The sequence below is a fragment of the Rugamonas sp. DEMB1 genome (assembly GCF_029834475.1).
In the GTDB taxonomy this organism is placed as follows: Bacteria; Pseudomonadota; Gammaproteobacteria; order Burkholderiales; family Burkholderiaceae_D; genus Rugamonas; species Rugamonas rubra.
The window spans coordinates 5802040-5826043 of the sequence record NZ_CP122407.1; the positions used below are offsets into that span (position 1 = coordinate 5802040).

21 protein-coding genes and 1 pseudogene are annotated in these 24004 nt (G+C 66.5%); 6 read left to right on the plus strand and 16 right to left on the minus strand.

The features are described from left to right. Positions 1–58 precede the first annotated feature (58 nt). The 6 genes from QC826_RS26715 to QC826_RS26740 form a co-directional block, all read right to left on the minus strand. The gene (locus QC826_RS26715) at positions 59–355 is read right to left on the minus strand and encodes a HigA family addiction module antitoxin (RefSeq protein WP_279763177.1); all 297 of its coding nucleotides are present in this window, start codon (positions 353–355) and stop codon (positions 59–61) included. An 11-nt stretch (positions 356–366) separates the two neighbouring features. Next, a complete protein-coding gene (locus QC826_RS26720; RefSeq protein ID WP_409567716.1) occupies positions 367–594 on the minus strand; it encodes a type II toxin-antitoxin system RelE/ParE family toxin in 228 nt (75 codons plus the stop codon). A gap of 156 nt (positions 595–750) precedes the next feature. After that, on the minus strand, positions 751–1185 hold the full coding sequence (locus QC826_RS26725; RefSeq protein ID WP_279763178.1) for a DUF971 domain-containing protein: 435 nt from the start codon (positions 1183–1185) through the stop codon (positions 751–753). Between the two features lie 151 nt (positions 1186–1336). Beyond that, complete coding sequence (locus tag QC826_RS26730; RefSeq protein WP_279763179.1) at positions 1337–1783, minus strand: HIT family protein; 447 nt, start codon at positions 1781–1783, stop codon at positions 1337–1339. Then, positions 1780–5805, minus strand: coding sequence for an FAD/FMN-binding oxidoreductase (locus tag QC826_RS26735; RefSeq protein ID WP_279763180.1), 4026 nt, complete (start codon positions 5803–5805; stop codon positions 1780–1782). Before QC826_RS26735 ends, QC826_RS26730 begins: the two co-directional genes overlap by 4 nt. Positions 5806–6028: 223 nt before the next feature. Beyond that, entirely contained in the window at positions 6029–6520 is a 492-nt protein-coding gene (locus QC826_RS26740) for a YqaA family protein (RefSeq protein ID WP_279763181.1), read from the minus strand. Positions 6521–6733: 213 nt separating this feature from the next. Between QC826_RS26740 and ilvA the strand changes: the two genes are divergently transcribed. From ilvA to rapZ, 5 genes are all read left to right on the plus strand, one after another. Further along, complete coding sequence (ilvA, locus tag QC826_RS26745) at positions 6734–8269, plus strand: threonine ammonia-lyase, biosynthetic (RefSeq protein WP_279763182.1); 1536 nt, start codon at positions 6734–6736, stop codon at positions 8267–8269. Positions 8270–8396: 127 nt separating this feature from the next. Next, a complete protein-coding gene (gene queF, locus QC826_RS26750) occupies positions 8397–9230 on the plus strand; it encodes an NADPH-dependent 7-cyano-7-deazaguanine reductase QueF (RefSeq protein ID WP_093390038.1) in 834 nt (277 codons plus the stop codon). Positions 9231–9741: 511 nt separating this feature from the next. Beyond that, complete coding sequence (locus QC826_RS26755; protein WP_279763183.1) at positions 9742–10224, plus strand: PTS sugar transporter subunit IIA; 483 nt, start codon at positions 9742–9744, stop codon at positions 10222–10224. Positions 10225–10363: 139 nt separating this feature from the next. Further along, entirely contained in the window at positions 10364–11299 is a 936-nt protein-coding gene (gene hprK, locus QC826_RS26760; RefSeq protein ID WP_093390040.1) for an HPr(Ser) kinase/phosphatase, read from the plus strand. A gap of 66 nt (positions 11300–11365) precedes the next feature. Continuing rightward, entirely contained in the window at positions 11366–12229 is an 864-nt protein-coding gene (gene rapZ, locus QC826_RS26765; RefSeq protein ID WP_279763184.1) for an RNase adapter RapZ, read from the plus strand. A 123-nt stretch (positions 12230–12352) separates the two neighbouring features. On the opposite strand, the gene QC826_RS26770 is transcribed toward rapZ, so the two are convergent. The 8 genes and pseudogenes from QC826_RS26770 to QC826_RS26805 all read right to left on the minus strand — a co-directional run bounded on the left by QC826_RS26770 (position 12353) and on the right by QC826_RS26805 (position 19026). After that, a complete protein-coding gene (locus QC826_RS26770; protein ID WP_279763185.1) occupies positions 12353–13438 on the minus strand; it encodes an enoyl-CoA hydratase/isomerase family protein in 1086 nt (361 codons plus the stop codon). 113 nt (positions 13439–13551) lie between these two features. Next, positions 13552–13908 (minus strand): ribosome hibernation-promoting factor, HPF/YfiA family, encoded by a 357-nt coding sequence (hpf, locus tag QC826_RS26775; RefSeq protein WP_093390043.1) that lies wholly within the window; start codon positions 13906–13908, stop codon positions 13552–13554. 75 nt (positions 13909–13983) lie between these two features. Next, a pseudogene (locus tag QC826_RS26780) lies at positions 13984–15464 on the minus strand (RNA polymerase factor sigma-54). A 2-nt stretch (positions 15465–15466) separates the two neighbouring features. Next, positions 15467–16222, minus strand: a complete 756-nt coding sequence (gene lptB, locus QC826_RS26785) for an LPS export ABC transporter ATP-binding protein (protein WP_093390045.1) — start codon at positions 16220–16222, stop codon at positions 15467–15469. Next, complete coding sequence (gene lptA, locus QC826_RS26790) at positions 16222–16791, minus strand: lipopolysaccharide transport periplasmic protein LptA (RefSeq protein WP_099416693.1); 570 nt, start codon at positions 16789–16791, stop codon at positions 16222–16224. Before lptA ends, lptB begins: the two co-directional genes overlap by 1 nt. Positions 16792–16839: 48 nt before the next feature. Then, entirely contained in the window at positions 16840–17463 is a 624-nt protein-coding gene (lptC, locus tag QC826_RS26795) for an LPS export ABC transporter periplasmic protein LptC (protein ID WP_279763186.1), read from the minus strand. Between the two features lie 10 nt (positions 17464–17473). After that, positions 17474–18013: a KdsC family phosphatase gene (locus tag QC826_RS26800; protein WP_279763187.1), complete on the minus strand. Its 540-nt coding sequence runs from the start codon at positions 18011–18013 to the stop codon at positions 17474–17476. Continuing rightward, entirely contained in the window at positions 18013–19026 is a 1014-nt protein-coding gene (locus tag QC826_RS26805) for an SIS domain-containing protein (protein WP_279763188.1), read from the minus strand. Before QC826_RS26805 ends, QC826_RS26800 begins: the two co-directional genes overlap by 1 nt. Before the next feature lie 109 nt (positions 19027–19135). Between QC826_RS26805 and QC826_RS26810 the strand changes: the two genes are divergently transcribed. Further along, the gene (locus QC826_RS26810) at positions 19136–21118 is read left to right on the plus strand and encodes a monovalent cation:proton antiporter family protein (RefSeq protein WP_279763189.1); all 1983 of its coding nucleotides are present in this window, start codon (positions 19136–19138) and stop codon (positions 21116–21118) included. Between the two features lie 10 nt (positions 21119–21128). Here QC826_RS26810 and QC826_RS26815 read toward each other — a convergent pair whose 3' ends face one another. Together QC826_RS26815 and QC826_RS26820 are read right to left on the minus strand one after the other, a co-directional pair. Further along, entirely contained in the window at positions 21129–22295 is a 1167-nt protein-coding gene (locus QC826_RS26815; RefSeq protein WP_279763190.1) for a sensor domain-containing diguanylate cyclase, read from the minus strand. A 136-nt stretch (positions 22296–22431) separates the two neighbouring features. After that, a complete protein-coding gene (locus QC826_RS26820; protein ID WP_279763191.1) occupies positions 22432–23283 on the minus strand; it encodes an MOSC domain-containing protein in 852 nt (283 codons plus the stop codon). Positions 23284–24004 lie beyond the last annotated feature (721 nt).

Sequence of the window (24004 nt, forward strand, 5' to 3'; positions counted from 1 at the left end):
TTGCCAGCATTATACAAGCGGCCCGCCCGGTTGGATTCCGATTTCCTGCGAAGTCTCCCTATCCGGGCGCGGGCAGACGCTGAATTGTCTTTAAATGGGTGCCGATTTGCCGTCGCGCCCTCTCCAGCTCAAAGTCGACCTGCAAGCCCATCCAGAATGACTCGCTGGTGCCGAAGGTGCGCGCCAGACGTAGTGCCGTGTCGGCGCTGATGCCGCGCTTTTCCAGAACGATATCGTTGATGCGGCGCGAAGGTACGCCAATGGCACGGGCCAGCGCGTTCTGGCTGATGCCCAACGGTTTCAGAAACTCCTCCAGCAGGATCTCCCCCGGATGGATATTCTTCAATTTCGCCATCAAGTTCTCCGCTAGTGATAGTCAACTATCTCGACCTCGGCACAATCCCCATCCTGCCAGAAAAAGCAAATGCGCCACTGCTCGTTGACGCGAATACTATATTGCCCCTTGCGCCCGCCCTTCAAGGCCTCCAAGCGATTTCCCGGCGGCGCCCGCAAGTCGCCAAGTACCAAGGCACTGTTCAGCATTCTCAGCTTTCGCCGGGCAACATTCTGTACCGCCGCCGGCAACCCATGCACCTATGCGCCGCTCCACACCAGTGCTGTCATTTTATCGCGAAAATTGAGGATCATGCCGCGACGTTAACGCCGCGCCTCACAACCGTCAATTCCTCCGTGGAGCGCAGTTGCGCGCGCTCAGATGCGCGGCAACAGCCCGCTGTTTCGATACTTGGTTTAGTGCTTGCCGCCGCAGCCGTGGGCCTTGGCCGGCGCGGTCAGCGTGGTGCCGGGTTCGCGGCCGCTGTCGCCGGCGAAGCCGGAGGCGTGCAGGCGCGCCAGGTAGTCTTGCCACAGCTGGGCCTGCTCGCTGCCCAGCTTGTACAGGTAGTCCCAGCTGAACAGGCCGGTGTTGTGGCCGTCGCTGAAGGTCGGCTGCACCGCGTAGTTGCCGACCGGGTCGAGGGCGGTGATGCCGACCTCGCGCTTGCCGACCTGCAGCACCTCCTGGCCCTGGCCGTGGCCGCGCACCTCGGCCGACGGCGAGTACACGCGCAGCAGCTCGAAGGGAATGGCGAAGGAGGCGCCGTCGTCGAAGCTGACGTCGAGCAGGCGGGATTTGCTGTGCACGGTGAAGCCGGTGGGCTGGGGGCTGTTCTTGGATAGGCTCATGATGGGGATGCGGGCTTTGGTGGGTGAATATTCAAGGCGCCGGGAACGCCGGCTTAAGCCCAAGGCCAAGAGCCAGGGTCAGACCCTAGGGTCTGACCCTCGACGTATGTCCCGGGGTTGTGTTGGCGCACCGGCATTCTTGCCGCGGCTATTATCCGCCCAAACGCTCGATGATGTCGGCGTGCAGCTGCGGCAGCAGGGCGCGGCGCGCGGCCAGCACCTCGGGCAGCGAGCTGCGCTGGGCCGTGGCCCAGACCGGATGGGGGAAGTGGGCGTCGTCGAGGAAGCGCGGGATGACGTGCCAGTGCACATGCGGCGTCATGTTGCCCAGGCTGGCCAGGTTGACCTTTTCCGGCTGCATGATCTCGCGCACGGCCAGCTCGATCTGCCACACCACGTCCATCACCCAGTGCCGCTCGCGCGGCAGCAGGTCGCTCATTTCCTTGACGTGGCCGTTCCACACCACGCGGCAAAAACCGGGGTACTCGGCCTCGTCGACGGCGACCACCGTCAGCTGGCTGTCGCGCCAGATGACGGCGCCGCCGGCTTGGCCGCCGGCCTGCTCCAGCAACCGGCAGAGGTCGCAGGCGGCCGTCATACCAGCACCCGTTCGATGCCGCCGCTGTTGGCCTTGGCGACGTAGTCGGGCAGCCAGTTCTCGCCCAGCAGGTGCTTGGCGATCTCGATGACGATGTAGTCGGCGGTGGTGCCGGCGTCCTCGCTGTAGCGCGACACGCCGCCCAGGCAGGCCGGGCAGCTGGTGAGGATCTTCACCTCGCCGGTGAAGCCGTCGGCGCGCAGCTTGTCGGCGCCCTTGATCATCTCCTCCTCCTTGCGGAAGCGGATCTGCGTCGAGATGTCGGGCCGCGACACGGCCAGGGTGCCGGCGTCGCCGCAGCAGCGGTCGTTCTTCTCGATCTTGACGTTGTCGATGGTGGTGATCAGCGAGTTGATGGTCTTGCCCGAGTCCTGCAGCTTCATCGGGTTGTGGCAAGGCTCGTGGTACATATAGCGGGTGCCGTTGACGCCCTCCAGCTTGACGCCCTTCTCCAGCAAATACTCATGGATGTCCATGATGCGGCAGCCGGGGAAGATCTTGTCGAACTCGTAGGTGGCCAGCTGGTCGTAGCAGGTGCCGCAGGAGACCAGCACGGTCTTGATGTCGAGATAGTTGAGCGTGTTGGCCATGCGGTGGAACAGCACGCGGTTGTCCGTCATCATCTTCTCGGCCTTGTCGAACTCGCCGTTGCCGCGCTGTGGATAGCCGCAGCACAGGTAGCCCGGCGGCAGCACGGTCTGCACGCCGACCTCCCACAACATCGCCTGGGTGGCCAGGCCGACCTGCGAGAACAGGCGCTCCGAGCCGCAGCCCGGGAAGTAGAACACCGCTTCCGTATCGGCCGTGGTGGCGAGCGGATTGCGGATGATCGGGATGACCTTGTCGTCCTCGATGTCGAGCAGGGCGCGCGCGGTCTTCTTCGGCAGGTTGCCCGGCATCTTCTTGTTGATGAAGTGGATCACCTGCTCGCGCACCGGCGCCTTGCCGGTGCTCGGCTTGGGCGCCTTGGTCTGCTTCTTGGCGAACTTCTTGAGGATGTCGTGGCCCAGGTTCTGCGCCTTCATGCCCCATTCCAACATCACCTTGCGGTAGACGTTGATCGTGGTCGGATCGCTGGCGTTGAGGAAGAACATGGTGGCGGCGGCCATCGGCTTGAAGCTCTTCTTGTCCATCTTGCGCAGCAGGTTGCGCATGTTCATCGAGACGTCGCCGAAGTCGATGTTGACCGGACAGGGCGTCACACATTTGTGACAGACCGTGCAGTGGTCGGCGACGTCCTCGAACTCTTCCCAGTGCTTGATCGAAATGCCGCGCCGGGTTTGCTCCTCGTACAGGAAGGCCTCGATCAGCGACGAGGTCGCCAGGATCTTGTCGCGCGGCGAGTACAGCAGGTTGGCGCGCGGCACGTGGGTGGCGCAGACCGGTTTGCACTTGCCGCAGCGCAGGCAGTCCTTGACGCTGGTGGCGATGGCGCCGATGTCGCTCTGCTGCATGATCAGCGACTCGTGGCCCATCAGGCCGAACGACGGCGTGTAGGCGTTGCGCAGGTCGGCGCCCAGGCCCGGCAGGTTGAGCAGCTTGCCCTTGTTGAAGCGGCCCTCGGGGTCGATGCGCTTCTTGTACTCGCGGAACTCGCTGATCTCGTCCTCGGTGAGGAACTCCAGCTTGGTGATGCCGATGCCGTGCTCACCGGAAATGACGCCGTTGAGCGAACGGGCCAGCACCATGATGCGGGCGACGGCCTGGTGGGCGTCCTGCAGCATCGCGTAATTGTCCGAGTTGACCGGCAGGTTGGTGTGCACATTGCCGTCGCCGGCGTGCATGTGCAGCGCGACGAAGACGCGGCCGCGCAGCACGCGCTGGTGGATCGCCGTGGCCTCGTCGAGGATCAGCTTGAAGGCGGCGCCGTTGAAGATCTGCCGCAGCTGGGCGCGGATCTCCTGCTTCCAGGTGATGCGCACGGTGCGGTCCTGCACCACGTCGAACAGGGTGGCGTCCGGCTGCGTTTCCAGGCGCTGGGCGAACACCGGCAGCAGGCGCTCCAGGCCCAGCTCGGCCAGGCGGGTTTGCGCCTGCGCCAGCGGCAGGTCCAGCCCGGCCAGCGTGGTGCTCCAGCGCGCCTGCACCTGCTCGAGCAGGGCCAGCGCCTGTTGCTCGCGGTCGCCGAGCATTTCGGCGTCGCCGACGCGGTCGTCGGAGCCGTCTTCGCTCTTGCCCACCGGCAGGTTGCCGGCGGCGATGAAGTCGTGCAGCGCGGCGGCCAGTTGCAGCTTGTTCTTGATCGACAGCTCGATGTTGATGCGCTCGATGCCGTCGGTGTACTCGCCCATGCGGTTGAGCGGGATCACCACGTCCTCGTTGATCTTGAAGGCGTTGGTGTGCTTGGCGATGGCGGCGGTGCGGGCGCGGTCCAGCCAGAATTTCTTGCGCGCCTCGGCGCTGACGGCGACGAAGCCCTCGCCGACGCGGGTGTTGGCGATGCGCACCACTTCCGAGGCGGCCATGGCCACCGCGTTCTCGTCGTCGCCGACGATGTCGCCGAACAGCGCCATCTTCGGCAGCACGCCGCGTTTCGACTTGGTCGAGTAGCCGACCGCGCGCAGGTAGCGCTCGTCCAGATGTTCAAGGCCGGCCAGGCGGATGGTCTTGAACTGCTCGCCCTTGGCCGGCAGGCCGTCCAGGTAGTCCTTGATCTCGACGATCGACGGGATGGCGTCGCGCGCCTGGCCGAAGAACTCCAGGCAGACGGTGCGGGCGTGCTTGGGCATCTTGTGCAGGATCCAGCGGCCGGAGGTGATCAGGCCGTCGCAACCCTCCTTCTGGATGCCGGGCAGGCCGGAGAGGAACTTGTCGGTGACGTCCTTGCCCAGGCCTTCCTTGCGGAACTTGCGGCCCTCGATGACCAGGGTCTCGGTCTTGAACGGCGCGTTCTTCTTGCTGGCGTCGCGGGTGTTCGGATGGGTCCATTCCAGCAGGAACTTGGCCACCGGCGCGTCGTGGATCTTCGACAGGTTGTGCTCCAGCCGGGTCACTTCGAGCCAGTCGCCGTTCGGGTCGACCATGCGCCAGGAGGCCAGGTTGTCCAGCGCGGTGCCCCACAGCACGGCCTTCTTGCCGCCCGCGTTCATGGCGATGTTGCCGCCGATGCAGGAGGCGTGCGCCGAGGTCGGGTCGACGGCGAAGACGAAGCCGGCCTTCTCGGCCGCCTCGGAGACCTTGTTGGTGATCACGCCGGCGCCCGAGTAAATGGTGGCGTATTCGTGGTCCAGGCCGGGCAGCACGCGCATCTCGACGGCGCCCAGGTCGATCAGCTTCTCGGTGTTGATGACGGCCGACAGCGGCGTCAACGGCACGGCGCCGCCGGTGTAGCCGGTGCCGCCGCCGCGCGGGATGATGGTCAGCCCCAGCTCGATGCAGCCCTTGACCAGGCCGGCCATCTCGTCCTCGGTGTCCGGCGTCAGCACCACGAACGGGTATTCGACGCGCCAGTCGGTGGCGTCGGTGACGTGCGAGACGCGGGTCATGCCGTCGAAGCGGATGTTGTGTTTTTCGGTGTAGCGGCTGAGGATCTTGGTGGTGCGCTTGCGCAGGTCCCAGGTGGCGCGGAACTCGTCGCCGAAGTCGGCCACGGCCTTGCTGGCCGCCTTCAACAACTGCTCGACGTTGGCGCTGCGCTGGCGCGCCTGCTCGGCGTCGGCGCCCTCGCCGACGGCGTCGACCGACAGGCGGCGCTTGTCGACCTCGGCCAGGCGGTGGTGCAGCGCGTCGATCAACTCCTGGCGCCGCTTGGGGTTGTCCAGCATGTCGTCCTGCAGGTAGGGGTTGCGCCGCACCACCCAGATGTCGCCCAGCACCTCGTACAGCATGCGCGCCGAGCGGCCGGTCTGGCGCGAGCCGCGCAGGGCGTCGAGCAGGCTCCAGGAGTCCTCCCCCAACAGACGGATGACGATTTCGCGATCGGAAAACGACGTGTAGTTGTAGGGGATTTCGCGCAGACGGGTCGGCGCGGGACCGTGGGGCGTTTCCGCCAGCAATGCTTGGATTTGTGCGGGGGCGTTCATGTGAGATTGGACTTGTGGACTGGACCCTAAAGGGCCATTCTAGCTTATTGCGCCGCACCATGCCGGAACACCCTTAGCCGGCCTAAGGACTCTAGGCCGGCCATCGCGCCGAAATAAATTTGCCGAATCCGCGTTTCGTTGGCATATGTAGCCAAAAGCAATCATTCAAAGTGAATAATATTAATGGATTTGGCGATATATCGGAACGTCGTATGCAGGCCCGTCATCCCAGCAAATGGCCGATCCGCTGCCACACGCCGTCCGGCACGTACAACAGCAGGGTGGTCATGGTGATGTAGCGCAACAGTTTGCCGCAGGCCATGTACAGCACGCTGGGCCAGAACGGCAGCTTGAGCCAGCCGGCCAGGGTGCACAGCGGATCGCCGATGCCGGGCAGCCAGGCCAGCAGCATGGTCTTGGCGCCGTAGCGGGCCAGCCAGGAAAACCAGCGGCTCTCGCGCTCGCGCGCGAAGGCCTGCTTGGCGCGGTAGCCCAGCCAATAGTCGACCACGCCGCCCAGGGTGTTGCCCAGGGTGGCGACGCCGATCACCGGCCAGAACAGCGCGGCGTTGGCCTTGACGACGGCGAACACGGCCGGCTCGGAGCCCAGCGGCAGCAGGGTGGCGGAGATGAAGCTGATGAGGAAGACCGATGTCAGCCCCACCTCCGGCGCCGCCAGCAGGTGCAGCAGCCAGGCTATTGCGGATTCGATCATCGGTTTTTTGTGAAGGGCGAAAGGTGTCCATTATAATCAGACACACCCGTCGAGCGCACTCCGCACGCCCGACCCGTTCGGCTGCGCGCCCACCGGCGCCCGTCCAGCGCCTGCCGTCCCCGGTCACCAGCCGGTTAGAAGCATGTCTTCGCATCGCAAGTACCAGAAGTTGCACGTACCGCATCTGGCCCAGAACCACACTGTTTGCAGACCATGACTATCGACTATCTGAAGAAAATCCTGACCGCGCGCGTCTACGACGTCGCCACTGAGACCCCGCTGGAACTCGCGCCGACCCTGTCGCAGCGCTACGAGAACCGAATTTATTTCAAGCGCGAGGACATGCAGAGCGTGTTCAGCTTCAAGATTCGTGGCGCCTACAACAAGATGGCCCATCTCAGCGAGGCGCAGCGCAAGCGCGGCGTCATTTGCGCCTCGGCCGGCAACCACGCCCAGGGCGTGGCGCTGTCGGCGGCCAAGCTGGGCTGCCGCGCGCTGATCGTCATGCCGACCACCACGCCGCAGGTGAAGATCGACGCCGTCAAGGCGCGCGGCGGCGCCGACGTCGAGGTGGTGCTGCACGGCGAGTCCTACACCGACGCCTACAACCACGCGCTGACCCTGGAGAAGGAACAGAAGCTGACCTTCGTCCACCCCTTCGACGACCCCGACGTGATCGCCGGCCAGGGCACCATCGGCATGGAGATCCTGCGCCAGCACGCCGGGCCTATCCACGCCATCTTCGTCGCCATCGGCGGCGGCGGCCTGATCTCCGGCGTGGCCGCCTACGTCAAGCAGATCCGCCCCGACATCAAGATCATCGGCGTGCAGACGCTCGACTCCGACGCCATGGCGCGCAGCGTCAAGGCCGGCGAACGGGTCACCCTGGCCGACGTCGGCCTGTTCTCCGACGGCACGGCGGTGCGCCTGGTCGGCGAGGAGACCTTCCGCCTGACCCAGCAATATGTGGACGACATCATCATCGTCGACACCGACGCCATCTGCGCCGCCATCAAGGACGTCTTCACAGACACCCGCTCCATCCTCGAGCCGGCCGGCGCGCTGGCCATCGCCGGCGCCAAGGCCTACGTCGAACGCGCCGCGCTGACCAAGAACCCGATCCAGAACGAGACCCTGATCACCATCGCCTGCGGCGCCAACATGAACTTCGACCGCCTGCGCTTCGTCGCCGAGCGGGCCGAGCTGGGCGAGTCGCGCGAGGCGGTGTTCGCCGTCACGCTGCCCGAGCAGCGCGGCAGCTTCAAGCGCTTCTGCTCGCTGGTGGGGCCGCGCAACGTGACCGAGTTCAACTACCGCATCAGCGACCAAGACCAGGCCCACGTCTTCGTCGGCATCCAGATCGCCGACCGCCACGAGTCCGGCGCGCTGGCCCGCCGCTTCGAGGAGAACGGCTTCAAGACGCTGGACCTGACCCACGACGAGCTGGCCAAGGCGCACATCCGCCACCTGGTCGGCGGCAAGAGCAGCCTGGCGCAGGACGAGCTGCTGTACCGCTTCGAGTTCCCCGAGCGGCCGGGCGCGCTGATGCGCTTCCTCGACAGCATGGCGCCGAACTGGAACATCTCGCTGTGCCACTACCGCAGCCAGGGCGGCGACGTCGGCCGCATCCTGATCGGCCTGCAGGTGCCGCCCGACGAGATGGACGCCTTCGCCCAGTTCCTCACCACCCTGGGCTACCGCTATTGGGACGAGACGGCCAACCCGGTCTACAAGCTGTTCCTCGGCTAAGCGCAGCGTTTCGCCACCGCCGCCGCCCTCGGCGCGGCGGTGGCGGCGGATGCCGGCAGGCGCGCGGCGGCCAGTTGCGCTACCATGCCGCCTTGTCCGAATTCATTCATTCCCCATCCCCGCCATCATGACCAACACTGTCGACCTGTCGCCGCTAGGCAAAACCTCCGCATACCGCACCGATTACGCGCCGGAGCTGCTGTTCCCCATCCCGCGCCAGGGCAAGCGCGACGAGCTGGGCCTGAGCGGCACCCTGCCCTTCTTCGGCGTCGACATCTGGAACGCCTACGAGATCTCCTGGTTGAACGGGCGCGGCAAGCCGCAGGTGGCGATCGCCCGCATCACCGTGCCGGCCGACTCGCCCAACATCGTCGAGTCGAAGTCCTTCAAGCTGTACCTGAACTCCTTCAACCAGACCCGGCTCGACAGCGCCGAGGCGCTGAAGGCGCTGCTGCAGAAGGACTTGTCGCAGGGCTTCGGCGCCGCCGTGCACATCGCGCTCAGCCTGCCGGAGGAGTTCGAGCGGCTGAAGATGGGCGAGCTCGACGGCCTGCTGCTGGACCGCCTCGACATCGAGGTCGAGCACTACCACCCGGCGCCCGAGCTGCTCAAGGCCAACTTCGACAACGGCCCGGTGGAGGAGAAGCTGGTGTCGCACCTGCTCAAGTCGAACTGCCTGGTGACCGGCCAGCCCGACTGGGCCAGCGTGCAGATCCACTACTACGGCCCGCAGATCGAGCAGGAAAGCCTGCTGCGCTACCTGATCGGCTTCCGCGAGCACAACGAGTTCCACGAGCAGTGCGTCGAGCGCATCTTCACCGACATCCTGCGCCAGTGCGCGCCGCAGCAGCTGGCGGTGTACGCCCGCTACACCCGGCGCGGCGGGCTCGACATCAACCCCTGGCGCAGCAACTTCAGCACGGCCACCCCGCCGCCCAACCTGCGCGGCGCGCGCCAATAGGCGCGAACAGGCGCTGAATAGGCGGCGAACACGCCGCCGGCAAGCCCGCGCTACGCCGATTCCGGCGCCGCCGCCTTGCGCCGGATCAAGCCGACGGTGGCGTGTGGTTGATCTGGCTACAAGCCCGCGCTTGGAAATACATTTTACAATCGGACAACACCACTTGAGCGTATGATGATCGATGCGGCCCCTGGTGCCCAGCCCCCGCCCGGGGACCGCGAACCGGCGCCGGCCGGGCCGCGTTGCGGCAGGGTCGGCGAAAACCGGGAAAAAATCGGCCAAGATGGCGGCTGGATGCGAAAAACCCGGTGTTTTTCCAATTTAGTGTCCGGAAATAGCGAATCCCCGCCATAATGCGTTTTTTACAATAATTCAGGCCGCCCCGGGCGCCCCATGGCGCGGCGTGGCGGGACGGCGGGCAACAGCGATTTCATGTTACAGGCTGCGTAAACAAGCCTATAATTCTGCTCGCATGCCACCTTTTGTGCGTCGCACCATTTTATGTCGCGTTATGAACAACCTCAGCAAAATACTCTCTCTTGAAAACGTCCTGCTCGACTTGGAAGTGTCGAGCAAGAAGCGCGCCTTCGAGCAAGCCGGACTGATCTTCGAGAACAACTGCGGCATCGCCCGCTCCACCGTGTCGGACAACCTGTTCGCGCGGGAACGGCTGGGCTCGACGGGCCTGGGCCACGGCGTCGCCGTGCCGCACGGCCGCATCAAGGGCATGAAGAGCCTGAAGTCGCCGCTGGCCGCCTTCGTCCGCCTGGTCGAACCGATCCCCTTCGAGTCGCCCGACGGCAAGCCGGTCAACCTGTTGTTCTTCCTGCTGATTCCCGACCACGTCACCCAGCAGCACCTGGAGATCCTGTCGGAGATCGCCGAGATGTTCTCGGACGACGCCTTCCGCACCGCCCTGGCTACCGATCCCGACCCCAAGTCGGTGCACACGCGCATCGTCAACTGGCTGCCCAGCCTGCAAGCCGCCGGCTGAGCCGGCACGCCATCCCCGCCACCGCCGCCGCCGCGCCCTGCCGCGCCGGCGCCGGGTGGCTAGCAAGGCAAGATCGCCGTCCGCGGACGCATGAGGTACACTAGGGCTTACCGATCATTCCGAGTAAAGACCACCGCCCATGCTGCAAACCCCGCTGACGATCCAAAGGCTCTATGACGACAATCGCGAGAGTTTGCAACTCGGCTGGTTCGCCGGTTTCCCCGGCGGCGAACGCCTGATCTCCGGCGACGTCGCCTCGGCGGCCGACCAGGTCGGCCACTTGAACACCATCCACCCGGGCCGCATCCAGGTCTTCGGGCACCAGGAAATCAACTACTACCAGCGCCTCAAGTCGCTCACCCGCACCCACGTGATCGGCGAGCTGATCGCCGGCGGGCCGCCGGCGCTGATCATCGCCCAGGGGCTCGAGACGCCGCCCGACATCCTCGCCATCTGCGACGAAAAGAACATCCCGCTGTTTTCCACGCCGCTGCCGGCGGCCCAGGTGATCGACTTCCTGCGCGTGTATTTGTCGAAGAAGTTGGCGCAGCGCATCATCATGCACGGCGTGTTCATGGACGTGCTGGGCGTGGGCGTGCTGATCACCGGCGACTCCGGGCTCGGCAAGAGCGAGCTGGGGCTGGAGCTGATCTCGCGCAGCCACGGCCTGGTGGCCGACGACGCCGTCGAGTTCTCGCGCATCGCGCCGAACATGATCGAGGGACGCTGCCCGGCGCTGCTGCAAAACCTGCTGGAGGTGCGCGGCCTGGGCCTGCTCGACATCAAGGCCATCTTCGGCGAGACGGCGGTGCGGCGCAAGATGCGGCTCAAGCTGATCGTCCACCTGGTGCGGCGCAGCGCGCTCGAGGAGGAGGTCGAACGGCTGCCGTTCCAGTTCCCCACCGAGGACGTGCTCGGCCTGCCGGTGCGCAAGGTGGTGATCCCGGTCGCCGCCGGCCGCAACATCGCCGTGCTGCTCGAGGCCGCCGTGCGCAACACCATCCTGCAACTGCGCGGCATCGACACCCTGCAAGAGTTCATGGAACGCCAACGCCAAGCCATGAGCGGCGACTAAGCTCCCTGCGGTTTTGTCCCTGCGGCTTTCGGCGCGGGCCGCCGGCTTGCGGTATCATCGACACCTATGCGCATCGTACTTCTCACCGGTATCTCCGGCTCCGGCAAATCGGTAGCCCTCAACGTCCTGGAAGACTCGGGATATTATTGCGTCGATAATCTGCCGCCCGCCCTGCTCGCCAGCCTGGTCACCACGCTGGTCGACGAGGGCCTGCAGGCGCTGGCCGTGGCGGTCGACGCGCGCAGCGCCGCCTCGCTGGCCAGCCTGCCGGGCGATGTGCTCACGCTGAAGCAACAGGGCCACGACGTCAAGGTCGTCTTCCTGACCGCCAACACGCACTCACTGGTGGCGCGCTTTTCCGAAACGCGGCGCAGCCATCCGCTGTCGCACGAGCTGCGCCCGGGGCAGAATCCGGCGGCGCGCCGCACCCTGATCGAATGCATCCTGGAGGAGCGCGAGCGCTTGTCGGCGATCGAGCAGCTGGGCCATGTGATCGACACCTCCGAGCTGAGCGCCAACAAGCTGCGCGCCTGGGTCAAGGAACTGGTGGCCTCGGAGCGCGCGCCGCTGACGCTGTTCTTCGAATCGTTCGCCTTCAAGCTGGGCGTGCCGCTCGACGCCGACTTCGTCTTCGACGTGCGGGCCCTGCCCAACCCCTACTACGACCTGGCGCTGCGCCCCCTCGACGGCCGCGACGCGCCGGTGATCGCCTTCCTCGACGCCCAGCCGAGCGCCAACGAACTGCTGACCGACATCCGCGTCTTCATCGAAAAATGGCTGCCCTCGTTCAAGACCGACAACCGCAGCTATCTGACGGTGGCGCTCGGCTGCACCGGCGGCCAGCACCGCTCGGTCTACATGGCCGAGCGACTGGCGCAGTACTTCCACGCCAGCGAGCGCGTGGTGCTGCGCCACCGCGAACAGACCTAAATCCTGGCTCGCTGGTTTGGGCCGGCGTCCAGACATCCGCGAAGAATTTGTTACCCCGCAAAGCGCCAGGCGCGGGGTCCGACCCCGTACGGGGTCGGACCCCTGGCTTGCGGGTTGCGGTTTCTAGGCCAGGTGGCGCAAGGGGTGCGCGTAGTTGGGCCAGACCGGCGCGAAGAAGCGCTCGACCATTTCCGCCGTCACCTCGGCCAGCGCGGCCGGCTTCCATCGCGGCGCGTTGTCCTTGTCGATCACCAGCGCGCGCACGCCCTCCAGCACCTCGCCGTCCTCGAAGTTGTGGCGCACCAGCGTGCGCTCCATGCGCAGGCAGCCGGCCACGTCGAGCGCGGCGCCACGGCGCAACAGCTCGTGGGTGACGGCCATCATCAGCGGCGAGCGCGTGGCCATCGCCTTCCACGCCTTTTGCGCGAAGGCGCCCTCGTCCGCCGCCAGCGAGGCCACGATGGCGGCCACCGAGCCGGCGCCGAAATGGCGCTCTATCGTGGCGCGCTCGGCCTGCAAGGCGCTGGCCCCCGCCGAGGCCTGGAACGGCGCCACAAAGGCCGCGACGGCCTGGCGCAGCCTCGCCCCAGGGGTGGCCTCGATCAGCGCCGCCAGGGCCGCCATGTCGGCCGCAGGCACGAAGTAGTCGGCCAGGCCGCTGTAGAGCGCGTCGGCGGCGCCTATGGTCAGGCCGGTCAGGCCCAGGTAGTTGCCCAGCTGGCCGGGCGCGCGCGACAGGAAGTAACTGCCGCCGACGTCCGGGAACAGGCCGATGTTCACCTCCGGCATGGCCATTTTCGTGCGCTCGGTGACGATGCGCAGGCGGCAGTCCGGCCCGCCCTGGGCCACGCCCATGCCGCCGCCCATCACCACGCCGTCCATCAGCGCAATATAGGGCTTGGGGTAGAAGTGGATCAGGTGGTTGAGCGCGTATTCCTCGGTGAAGAAGTCCTCCAGCTGGGCGCTGCCGCCCTGCACGCCGGCGCGGCCGACGTCGTAGAAGAAGCGGATGTCGCCGCCGGCGCAGAAGGCCTTCTCGCTGCTGCTGCGGATCACCACGGCGTCGACGCCGGCGTCGTCGCGCCAGGCCTGCAGGGCGGCGGCCAGGTCGCGCACCATCGCCAGCGACAGGGAGTTGAGCGCCTTCGGACGGTCGAGGGTGATGAAGCCGGTGCGGTTGCTGACGCTGCTGTGGACGAATTCGCTCATGTGGCTGGACGGTGGTGGTGGATGGAGCGGCTATTTTAGCGCGGACGGCGGGTTTGCGGCGGGCGCAAAAAAGGGCGCCTGGAGCGCCCTTTGTTGGATGGTGGCGGGACCGCTTAAGCGGTGGCGGCCGGTTCAAAAGTGTCCGGCAGATGCTTGATGGCATCGTGGCCGTGCTCTTGCACTTTTGCTTTGTACTTCATGACCTGGCGGTCCAGTTTGTCGATCAGGGTGTCGATCGCCGCGTACAGGTCTTGCGACAGGCTTTCCACGTAGACGGTCTTGCCGGACATACGCAGGTTGATTTCGGCCTTCTGGCGTTTATCTTTCTCAGTCAGGTTATCTACGGTCAGGATGACAGCAATATCAATCACTTGATCGAAGTGGCGTTTGACCCGTTCCAGCTTGTTCTGCACGTATTCGCGAATCGCTGGTGTCACTTCGAGATGATGTCCACTGATGGTGAGATTCATACACACTCCTAGAGATGATGTCGCTTACGGTTAGTGCCTTGCCCTTTGCCGCCGGGCACGCAGGAACCAACAAAACTACAAAGACTTGCGGAGACTGACTGGCGGGATTTTCAACGCTTCGCGATATTTGGCAACAGTGCGTCGCGCAATCACCATGCCTTGTTCTCCCAGCATGTCCGCAATCTTACTGTCGGATAAAGGATTTTTAGGGTCTTCTGCTCCTGTGAGTTGCACAATCAGCGCCCGGATCGCCGTCGAGGAAGCCTCCCCCCCCGCTTCGGTGGCGACATGGCTGCCAAAGAAGTACTTCAACTCAAACATGCCATGCGGGGTCAGCATGTATTTCTGAGTTGTTACCCGAGAAATAGTACTCTCGTGTAAACCCAGTGTATCAGCTATTTCACGGAGCACAAGGGGGCGCATTGCAACGGCGCCATGCGAGAAAAAATTCTTTTGTCGTTCTACTATCGCCTCGGCGACGCGCAGGATGGTGTCGAAGCGCTGGCGCATGTTCTTGATCAACCACTTGGCCTCCTGCAGCTGGGCGCCCATCTGGCCCTCGCCCTTGCCCTGCTTGAGCAGGTTGGCGTACATGGCGTTGACGCGCAGGCGCGGCATGACGTCGTTGTTCAGGCTGACCTGCCAGCCGTTGCGCGACTTCTTCACCACCACGTCCGGCACGACGAAGTCGGAGACGTCGGCGGCGAAGGCGGCGCCGGGGTGCGGGTTGCACTGGCGGATCACCGTCTGCGCCTCGCGCAGCTCAGTCGTCGTCGCACACCAGGGCCTTCTTCAGCTTGTTGAAGTCGCGCTGGGCGAACCAGGTCAGGTGCTGCTCGACGATGGTCAGCGCCATGCGCCGCGTCACCAGCGGAATGTGCGGCAGGCGCTTGATCTGCAGCGCCAGGCACTCGGACGCGTTGCGCGCGCCGACCCCGGCCGGATCGAAGCTCTGCAGCAGCGACAAGGCGGTCTGCAATTCCTCGCACTCGATCTCCAGCTCGGCGGGGATGCGCGCGAAGATCTCGTCGAGCGGGTCCGTCCAGGTAGCCGTTCTCGTCGAGGGCGTCGATGATCAGTTCGACCAGGGCGCGGTCGCGCGACTCGTGGACGGTGACGCGCATCTGCTCCATCAGGTGCTCGCGCAGCGTGCGGTGGCTGGCCTCGAGCTGCGGCCGCGAGTCCTCGTCGTCGGGCGCCTTGCCACGGCCGGCGTCGCTCCAGTCCATGTCGGCCTCGCCGTTGCGGTCGTTGTCGGCGGCCTCGAAGTTGTCCGCCTCGGCCGGCGCGGCGGCGGCGTCCTGCGGCTGCTGCGGCGGCCCCTCGGCGCTCGCCTCGGCGGGCGCCGACTGCTGGCTGATGGCGCCGTCGCCCAGCAGCCGCAGCGAATGGTCGAGCGGGTCGTCGAGGCGTTCGAGCAGGGGGTTGTCGGTCAGCAGCTGTTCCAGCTCTTGGTGCAATTCCAGCGTGGACAACTGCAGCAGGCGGATCGACTGCTGCAGTTGCGGCGTAAGCGCGAGGTGCTGCGAGGTGCGCAGCTGCAGGGACTGTTTCATTTTCACATGCGGAAGTGTTCACCCAGATACACGCGACGCACCGATTCGTTGGCGATGATGTCGTCTGGCCGGCCTGACGCCAATACCGTGCCCTGGTTGATGATGTAGGCGCGGTCGCAGATGCCCAGCGTCTCGCGCACATTGTGATCGGTGATCAGGACGCCGATGCCGCGCTCCTTGAGGAAGCGCACGATGCGCTGGATCTCAATGACGGCGATCGGGTCGACCCCGGCGAAAGGTTCGTCGAGCAGCACGAAGCGCGGATTGGTGGCCAGGGCGCGGGCGATCTCCACCCGCCGGCGTTCGCCGCCGGACAGCGACAGCGCCTGGTTCTCGCGCAGCTTCTCGATTTGCAATTCGGCCAGGAGGGTATCCAGCCGTTCATCAATTTGCGCCTTGGATAAAGGCTTGCCGTCGACCTGCTGGATTTCCAGCACGGCGCGGATGTTCTCTTCCACCGTCAGCTTGCGGAACACCGAAGCCTCCTGCGGCAGGTAGGACAGGCCGAGCATGGCGCGGCGGTGGATCGGCAGGCTCGAGATGTCGACCCCGCTGATGTCGATGCTGCCGGCGTCCGACGGCACCAGGCCGACGATCATGTAGAAGGAGGTGGTCTTGCCGGCGCCGTTGGGGCCGAGCAGGCCGACCACCTCGCCGCACTCGACCTGCAGCGAGACGTCGTGCACCACCTGGCGCTTGCCGTAGCTCTTTTGCAGGCCGCGCACGATCAGCGTGCTGCCGCAGCGCTTCGCCTCCATCACTTCACCACCGGCGCGCTGGCGGCCGGCGCGGCGTTGACGCCGCTCGGCTGGATCACCATGGTGCCGCGGCCGGCGCCCGGCTTGCTGTCGCCGGTCGGCGTGTTCTTCACGCTGAAGAACTCCTTGCGGCTGTCGTAGGAGATGAACTCGCCCTCGACCACGTCGCCCGGCTTGCTGCCCTCGATGCGCTTGACGCGCGCCTTGGAGAACAGCTTGACCAGCTCGATCTTGCCGTCGTACTCGATGCGCTCGGCCTCGCCCTCGACCCACTGGTCGCCGGCGCCGTCGCGCTTCTGGCGGAAGGTGGCCGGCACGCCGGCGACGCTGGTCAGGGTGGCGTACTGGTAGCCCTCGGGCGACTGCGTGACGACCGCCTTGGCGGCCTTCATCAGCAGGGTGCCGCGGGTCAGCACGACGTTGCCGGTGAAGGTCTGGATCTGCTTGACGTCGTCGATGTCGACGTTGTCGAACTTGATCTCGGTGGGCTTGCTGGAGTCGGCCTTTTCCGCCAGCGCCGGGACTGCGGCGCCGAGCAACAGCAGGGCCGAGAGGAGTAGTTTGTTCATCGTGGTTCCGTTCTGTCAGTGTTGCAATCAGTGTGTTGGGCGCCGGCCCTATTTCAGCGGCGGCGGCGCCGGCGCGCCGCGCGGCGGCAACAGCAGCTGGCCGCGGCCGCCCAGCTGGACCTGGCGCGTGGCGTTGTTGGCGCGCATGCCGACGCCGTTGGCCGTGGCGTTGCCCAGGCTCAGCGCCACCGGCAGCGCCGTCTCCATCGTGTCGTCGTCGGGGAACACGGTCAGCGACTCGGTCTTCAACCGCATCGCGCGGCTGGCGGCCGAGGCGCTGCGCTCGACGTTGACGTCGCCGTCGAGGCGCACCCGGCTGTTGTTCCGGTCGACCCGGCCGCGCGCCGCGTGCATCTGCATGGGCGGCTGCCGGCCCGGCTCCTTGCCGGCCAGGCTGCGCACCACCGGCAGCTCGATGTCGGACGAGTCGTCGAGCGGCAGGTGGGTCAGCTTGTCGCCGGAGATGATGTAGCTGGGCTGGCCGGCCTGGTTCATGCGCACGAAGCTGAAGTGCTCGATGATGTAGTCGGGCTCGTTGCGATGGCGGTCGGCCTGCATCTCCTGGCCGCTCTGGTTCATCAGCTCGACCAGCCAGAAGGTGCCCAGCGCCACCAGCACGAACAACAGCATGGTGAGCGACAGGCGCCAGCGGTGGGCGGTTTTTTTGCGCATGCTCGCCGCCTCAGACCAGGAACTGGGCCATGACCCGGTCGTAGCTGCCCTGCGCGCGCAGGACGAACTCGCAGATCTCGCGCACCGCGCCGCGGCCGCCGGCGGCCTCGGTGATGTGGTGGGCGCGGCCGTGCACCTCGGCGCGGCCGTTCGGCACGGCGACGGCGAAGCCGACCCGGCGCAGGATCGGCAGGTCGACCACGTCGTCGCCGATGAAGCCGACCTGCTCGGCCGCCAGGCCGGTCTTCTCCAGCAGGGCGTGGAACGGGGTCAGCTTGTCGTGGCCGCCCTGGTGCAGGTAGGCGATGCCCAGGTCGGCGGCGCGCTTGACCACCTGCGGCGAGACGCGCGCGCTGATGATGGCGGTCTGCACGCCGGACTCGTGCAGCAGCTTGATGCCCAGGCCGTCGTGCACGTTGAAGGTCTTCAGCGCCTCGCCGTCGGCGCCGTAGTGCAGGCTGCCGTCGGTCAGCACGCCGTCGACGTCGAAGATCATCAGGCGCACCTTGGCGGCGCGGGCGACGTTGTCGAGGTTGTAGCCGGCGTTCATCAGATCACCTTGGCGCGGGTCAGGTCGTGGATGTGCAGCGCGCCGACCAGCTTGCCGTCGGCGTCGACCACCAGCATCTGGTTGATGCGGTACTGCTCCATCACGGCGACGGCGTCGACCGCCAGTTTTTCCGGGCCGATGCTGCGCGGGTTGGCGTGCATCACGTCGCGGATCAGCACCTTGCTGAAGTCCTGGACTTTTTCGATCATGCGGCGCAGGTCGCCGTCGGTGAACACGCCGAGCGGACGGCCGTCGGCGTCGACCACGGCGGTCATGCCCATGCCCTTCTGGGTGATCTCGAGCAGCGCCTCGGTCAGCTTGACGTCGGCGCCGACGGCCGGCACGGCGGCGCCGCTGCGCATGACGTCGCGCACGTGGGTCAGCAGGCGGCGGCCCAGCGCGCCGCCGGGGTGCGAGCGGGCGAAGTCCTCCTCCTTGAAGCCGCGCAGGTCGAGCAGGGCGACGGCCAGGGCGTCGCCCAGCGCCAGGGTGACGGTGGTGCTGGCGGTGGGCGCCAGGTTGAGCGGGCAGGCCTCCTTGGCCACCGAGACGTCGAGGTGGACGTCGGCCAGCTGGGCCAGGCTGGAGCCGGGCTTGCCGGTCATCGAGATCAGCGCGCTGCCCATGCGCTTGACGACGGGCAGGATGGCCATCAGCTCGGCGCTCTCGCCCGAGTAGGAGATGGCGATGAAGGCGTCGTCGGCGGTGACCATGCCGAGGTCGCCGTGGGCCGCCTCGGCCGGGTGGACGAACAGCGCCGGCGTGCCGGTCGAGGCCAGGGTGGCGGCGATCTTGCGGGCGATGTGGCCGGACTTGCCGATGCCGGAGACGACCACCCGCCCCTTGCATGCAAGCAACAACGCGACGGCGCGGCCGACGCTGTCGTCGGCGGCCAGGCGCGCGTGCATGGCGTTGATGGCGTCCGCCTCGATCTGCAGCGTTTCGCGTGCCAGCAACAGTGCCCGCGCGGCGATCCGGGGATCGGGATCAATTCGATCAAAAGCTTTCAGCATTGTTTTTTCATCGGTTACACTCATGCCCAAAGTATAGCCGAATTGGGAAAGCAAAAAACTTGCCAGACGCAACAAACAACGGAATAAGACCACGAGCCATGTCAAACCCATGTTTTCCTCCCTCGAACTGACCCTCCTCCTGCTGGGCAGCGCCGTGCTCGGCGTGGTGGCTTTCCGCATGATGCATTTGCCGCCGATGCTGGGCTATTTGGCCGTCGGCATCCTGATCGGCCCGCACGCGCTCGGCCTGGCCGAGGAGAACGAGGCCAGCCACACGCTGGCCGAGTTCGGCGTGGTGTTCCTGATGTTCTCGATCGGCCTGGAGTTCTCGCTGGCCAAGCTGATGGCGATGCGGCGCATCGTCTTCGGCCTCGGCATGGCCCAGGTCGGCCTGACCATCGCCGCCACCATGTTGTTCGGCTGGGCCATCGCCAGCCAGCTGCCGGCCTCGCTGCACCTGGGCTGGCAGGCCTCGTTCGCGCTGGGCGGCGCGCTGGCCATGTCGTCGACCGCCATCGTGTCAAAAATGCTGACAGAACGCCTCGAACTGGAGAGCGCGCACGGCCGCAAGATCATCGGCATATTGTTGTTCCAGGACCTGGCCGTGGTGCCGCTGCTGATCCTCATCCCCTCGCTGTCGCAGAACCCGGACGACCTGCTGCAGACCCTGGCGCTGGCCGGCGGCAAGGCGGTGGTGGTGCTGGTGCTGCTGCTGTTCTTCGGCCAGAAGCTGGTGCGCGGCTGGTTCACCATCGTCGTCAAGCGCCGCTCGCAGGAGCTGTTCATGCTCAACCTGCTGCTGATCACCCTGGGCGCGGCCTGGATCACCGAGCGCGCCGGCCTGTCGCTGGCGCTCGGCGCCTTCGTCGCCGGCATGCTGATCTCCGATACCGAGTACAAGCACCAGGTGGAGGAGGACATCAAACCCTTCCGCGACGTGCTGCTGGGCCTGTTCTTCATCACCGTCGGCATGCTGCTCAACGTGCGCCTGGTGCTGGAGCACTGGTGGCTGGTGCTGGTTTTGCTGTGCGGCCCGGTGCTGCTCAAGTTCGCCCTGATCGCCCTGCTGGCCAAGCTGTTCGGCGCCACCGACGGCGTCTCCATGCGCACCGGGCTGGCGCTGGCCCAGGCCGGCGAGTTCGGCTTCGTGCTGCTCAACCTGGCCGGCGGCGTGCACCTGATGGACCCGTTCGTGATCCAGGTGGTGCTGGCCTCGATGGTGCTGTCGATGCTGCTGGCGCCGTTCATCATCGCCAAGTCCGACCAGATCGTCATGAAGGTGTCGAGCAACGAGTGGATGATGCAGTCGCTGGCGCTGACCAAGATCGCCAGCCGCAGCATGGCGACGCAGAAGCACGTCATCGTCGCCGGCTTCGGCCGCAGCGGGCAGAGCCTGGCCACCCTGCTGTCCGAGGAGAAAATCGACTACCACGCGCTCGACCTGGACCCGGAACGGGTGCAGGAGGCGCAGACGGCCGGCGCCAACGTCTCCTACGGCGACGCCGGCCGGCGCGAGAGCCTGGTGGCGGCCGGCATCTACCGCGCCAGCGCGGTGGTGATCACCTACACCAGCACGCCGTCGGCGCTGCGCGTGCTGCAGCTGGTGCACGAGCTGGCGCCCACCCTGCCGGTGATCGTGCGGGCGCACGACGACACCGACCTGGACCGTTTGAAGGCGGCCGGCGCCGCCGAGGTGGTGCCGGAATTGATGGAGGGCAGCCTGATGCTGGCCTCGCACGCGCTGGTGATGCTGGGCGTGCCGCTGCGCCGCGTGGTGCACCGCGTGCAGGCGGCGCGCGAGGAGCGCTACGCCTCGCTGCGCGGCTACTTCCACGGCGCCAGCGACGTCGGCGAGGAGGCCGACATGGTGCGCCTGCATTCGGTCACGCTGGACGGCAAGGCGGCCTGCGTCGGCAAGGCCTTGAGCGAGGTCGACGTGGCCGGCGCCGGCGCCGAGGTGACCACCATCCGGCGCGGCAAGGGCCGGCTGGAGTTGACGCCGCAGACGGTGTTCGAGGCGGGCGACGTGGTGGTGCTGCGCGGCGCCGCCGAGGCGGTCAACCGGGCCGAGACGCGGCTGCTGCGCGGCTAACGATGGGCGGCTAGCCGCGGTAGCTGACCACCCGGTTGCGGCCGCCCTCCTTGGCCTGGTACAGGCAGGAGTCGGCCTGGGCGATCAGGGCGCGCGAGACCACCTCGGCGCTGGCCTCGGGGTCGCCGTCGGTCAAACAGGCGACGCCGATCGACACGGTGATCGACACCTGCGTCTCCTGCGAGATCGAAATCATGCTGCCGGCCACGCTGGCGCGGATGCGCTCGGCGACGAAGGCGGCGCTGTCGAGGTCGGCGTCGATCAGCAGCACGACGAACTCCTCGCCGCCGAAGCGGGCCAGCGCGTCCGACAGGCGCAGCTCGGCCTTGATGCGGGTCGCCACCTCGCGCAGCACCTCGTCGCCGCCCTGGTGGCCGACGGTGTCGTTGACGCGCTTGAAATGGTCGATGTCGATGTACATCACCGAGATCGGATAGGTTTGGCGCCGCGCCCGGCCGATCTCCTCGAGCAGGCGGCGGTCGATGTAGCGGCGGTTGTAGACGCCGGTCAGCGAGTCGGTCAGGCCGATGTACTTGAGCATCTCGTTGCTGATCACGTTTTCCAGGCAGATCGCGATGATCGAGGCCATGTGCTCGATGAAGTCGGTGCCCAGGCTGGGGGTGAAGCGGGTCGGGTCGACGCTGCCCAGGTTCAGGCTGCCGATGATGCGCTTGTTGCGCAGCAACGGCACCAGCGCCACGCTCTGCAGGCCGGCCGGCGGGCGCGGGAAGGCGGCGCCGTGGCGCTGCGCCTCGTACATGCCCAGCAGCGGCTTGGGCGGCGCCGAATAGGCGTTGCGCCGGCCCAGGTCGAAGCCCAGCTCGTCGATCGTCTCGACGAACAGCAGGTCGGGGAAGTCCTCGAACACCACGCCCAGCTTGAGCATGACGGTGCGGATGTCGGCGTCCTCGTCGATCAGGCTCAGGGTCACGCTCTCCAGCTCGGAGATGATGGGCAGGGTGCGGAAGATGGTGCCGACCAGCTCGGGAAAGTTGCCGGCGCCGACAATCTCCAGGTCGAAGGCCTGGTGGCGGCACATGATCGAATGGTTGCGCTCGGCCTGTTCCAGCAGGTAGGCCATGCGCGCGCGCAGCGCCTGGTTCTCGGCCGCCAGGTCGAGCGAGCGGAGGGCCGGATCGGCGTGCGGCGGCTTGCTGCCTGGGACAGTGTGCGTCATATAAACCCTTACTCGATTGCGACCAGCAACGGCGTTACTGCGATAGCGGAAACAGTTCAGCGAACCAACAAACTTGCATGCTGCAACATTACGCCAAGTTGGCGTTGTTGGGAATGCAAAAAAGTGCAACTGTTCATTAAAACGCCAGTGTAACGCTTATTTCCTGTCCAACATACAGACGCTGGCCCCCGCCCGCCGTGACGATGGCGTTCATGCCGAAGCAGATGGCGCCGTCCAGCTCGGCCTTGGCGCGGTAGCCCTGCAGGATGTCGAGCGGGTCGGGGCCGAACCGGCCCGTGCCTTGGTCGACCGAGGGCATGGGGCAGCGCGAGCAGGGTTTGACGGGTTTGAGCAGCGCGTCGCCGAACTGGAAGGTGTCGACATAGTCCTCCTCGAAGGCCTCGATGCCGTCGACCACCAGGTTGGGGCGGAAGCGGTTCATCGGCAGCGCGGCGCGGCCGGCCGCCAGCAGCTTCTGGTTCAGGTCGGCCAGCGAGGCGCTGCCGGCCAGCAGCACCGGATAGCCGTCGGAGAACAGGGTGTGGGCGGCGACGCCGCCGGTCCACTTGGCGCTGACCTGGCGTTCCACGTTGGGGTGGAAGCGCACCAGCCGGCACGGCACGCCGACGGCGTTGCTGAACCAGGCGGCGGTGAGCTCGTCGCAGTCGTAGGCGGTGACCACGTCGTCCCACACCTGCACTTGCCGGGTGGGCGCCAGCGCGGGGTCGGGCAGGCCCAGTTCGAGCTCCAGGCGCAGCATGCCCGGGGCGCGCAGTTCCAGCGTGTCGGCCTTGATACGCGGCACGATCAGCGCCATGCGCGGATGCTCGCGCTGGGTCAGGCAGTGGCCGTCGAGGTCGACCACCATCCATTCGCGGTCGTAGATGTTTTCGCTCATCAAACCGGCGACGGTCAGGGTCGCCTCGCGCAGCGCAATGCCGGCGCAGGACTTGATCGGATAGAGGGAGATGTCGGAGAGGGTTGCCATGTGCGCCGCCTGCGGGCGGCGTCTGCGCCACCCATCGATTGATCGGAGTCGCAGTATGGCAGTAAAGCGGGGCGCCGACAATGCGGCGCCCCGCCCGGGGGACTTACTCGGCGGCGTCGGCCGCCTTCTTGGCGGCCGGCTTGCGCGCGGCTGGCTTGCCGGCCGGCTTGGCGGCGCTGTCGGCGGCGGCGGCGGCGGCGGCTGGCGCCTCGGCGACCTGCTCGGCGGCGACCTTGGCTTTCGGCGCGGCCTTGGCCTTCGGCTCAGCCTTGGCTTTTGGCTCGGCCTTGGCCGCGGCCTTGGTCTCGGCCTTGGCCTCGGCCTTGGCCTTTGGTTCCGCCTTGGCTTTTGCTGCGGCCTTGGCTTTGCCGGCGGCCGGCTTGGCTTCCGTTGCTTCGGCGACGCTCACCACTTCCACGGCGGCCTTGGCTTCCTTGGCGACCTTGGCGGCGGCTGGCTTGCGCGGCGCGCGCGCCGGCTTGGCGACAACGGCTTCGGCGGCGTGGTTGGCCACCGGCGCCACGACCACTGGCGTCAACGCAACCGGCGCCGATTGCACCACGGCCGCAGCGACCGGCAAGGAGTACAGCGCGGCGCTGTCGATCTGGGCCGAGGCCTGGACCGTCTCGTTGGCATCCTGGCGGCGACCGTTGCCGCCCTTTTGCTGGCCCTGCTGCTTGTCTTTGCGCGGCTGCTGGTTCTGCTGCTGCGCGCCGTTGCG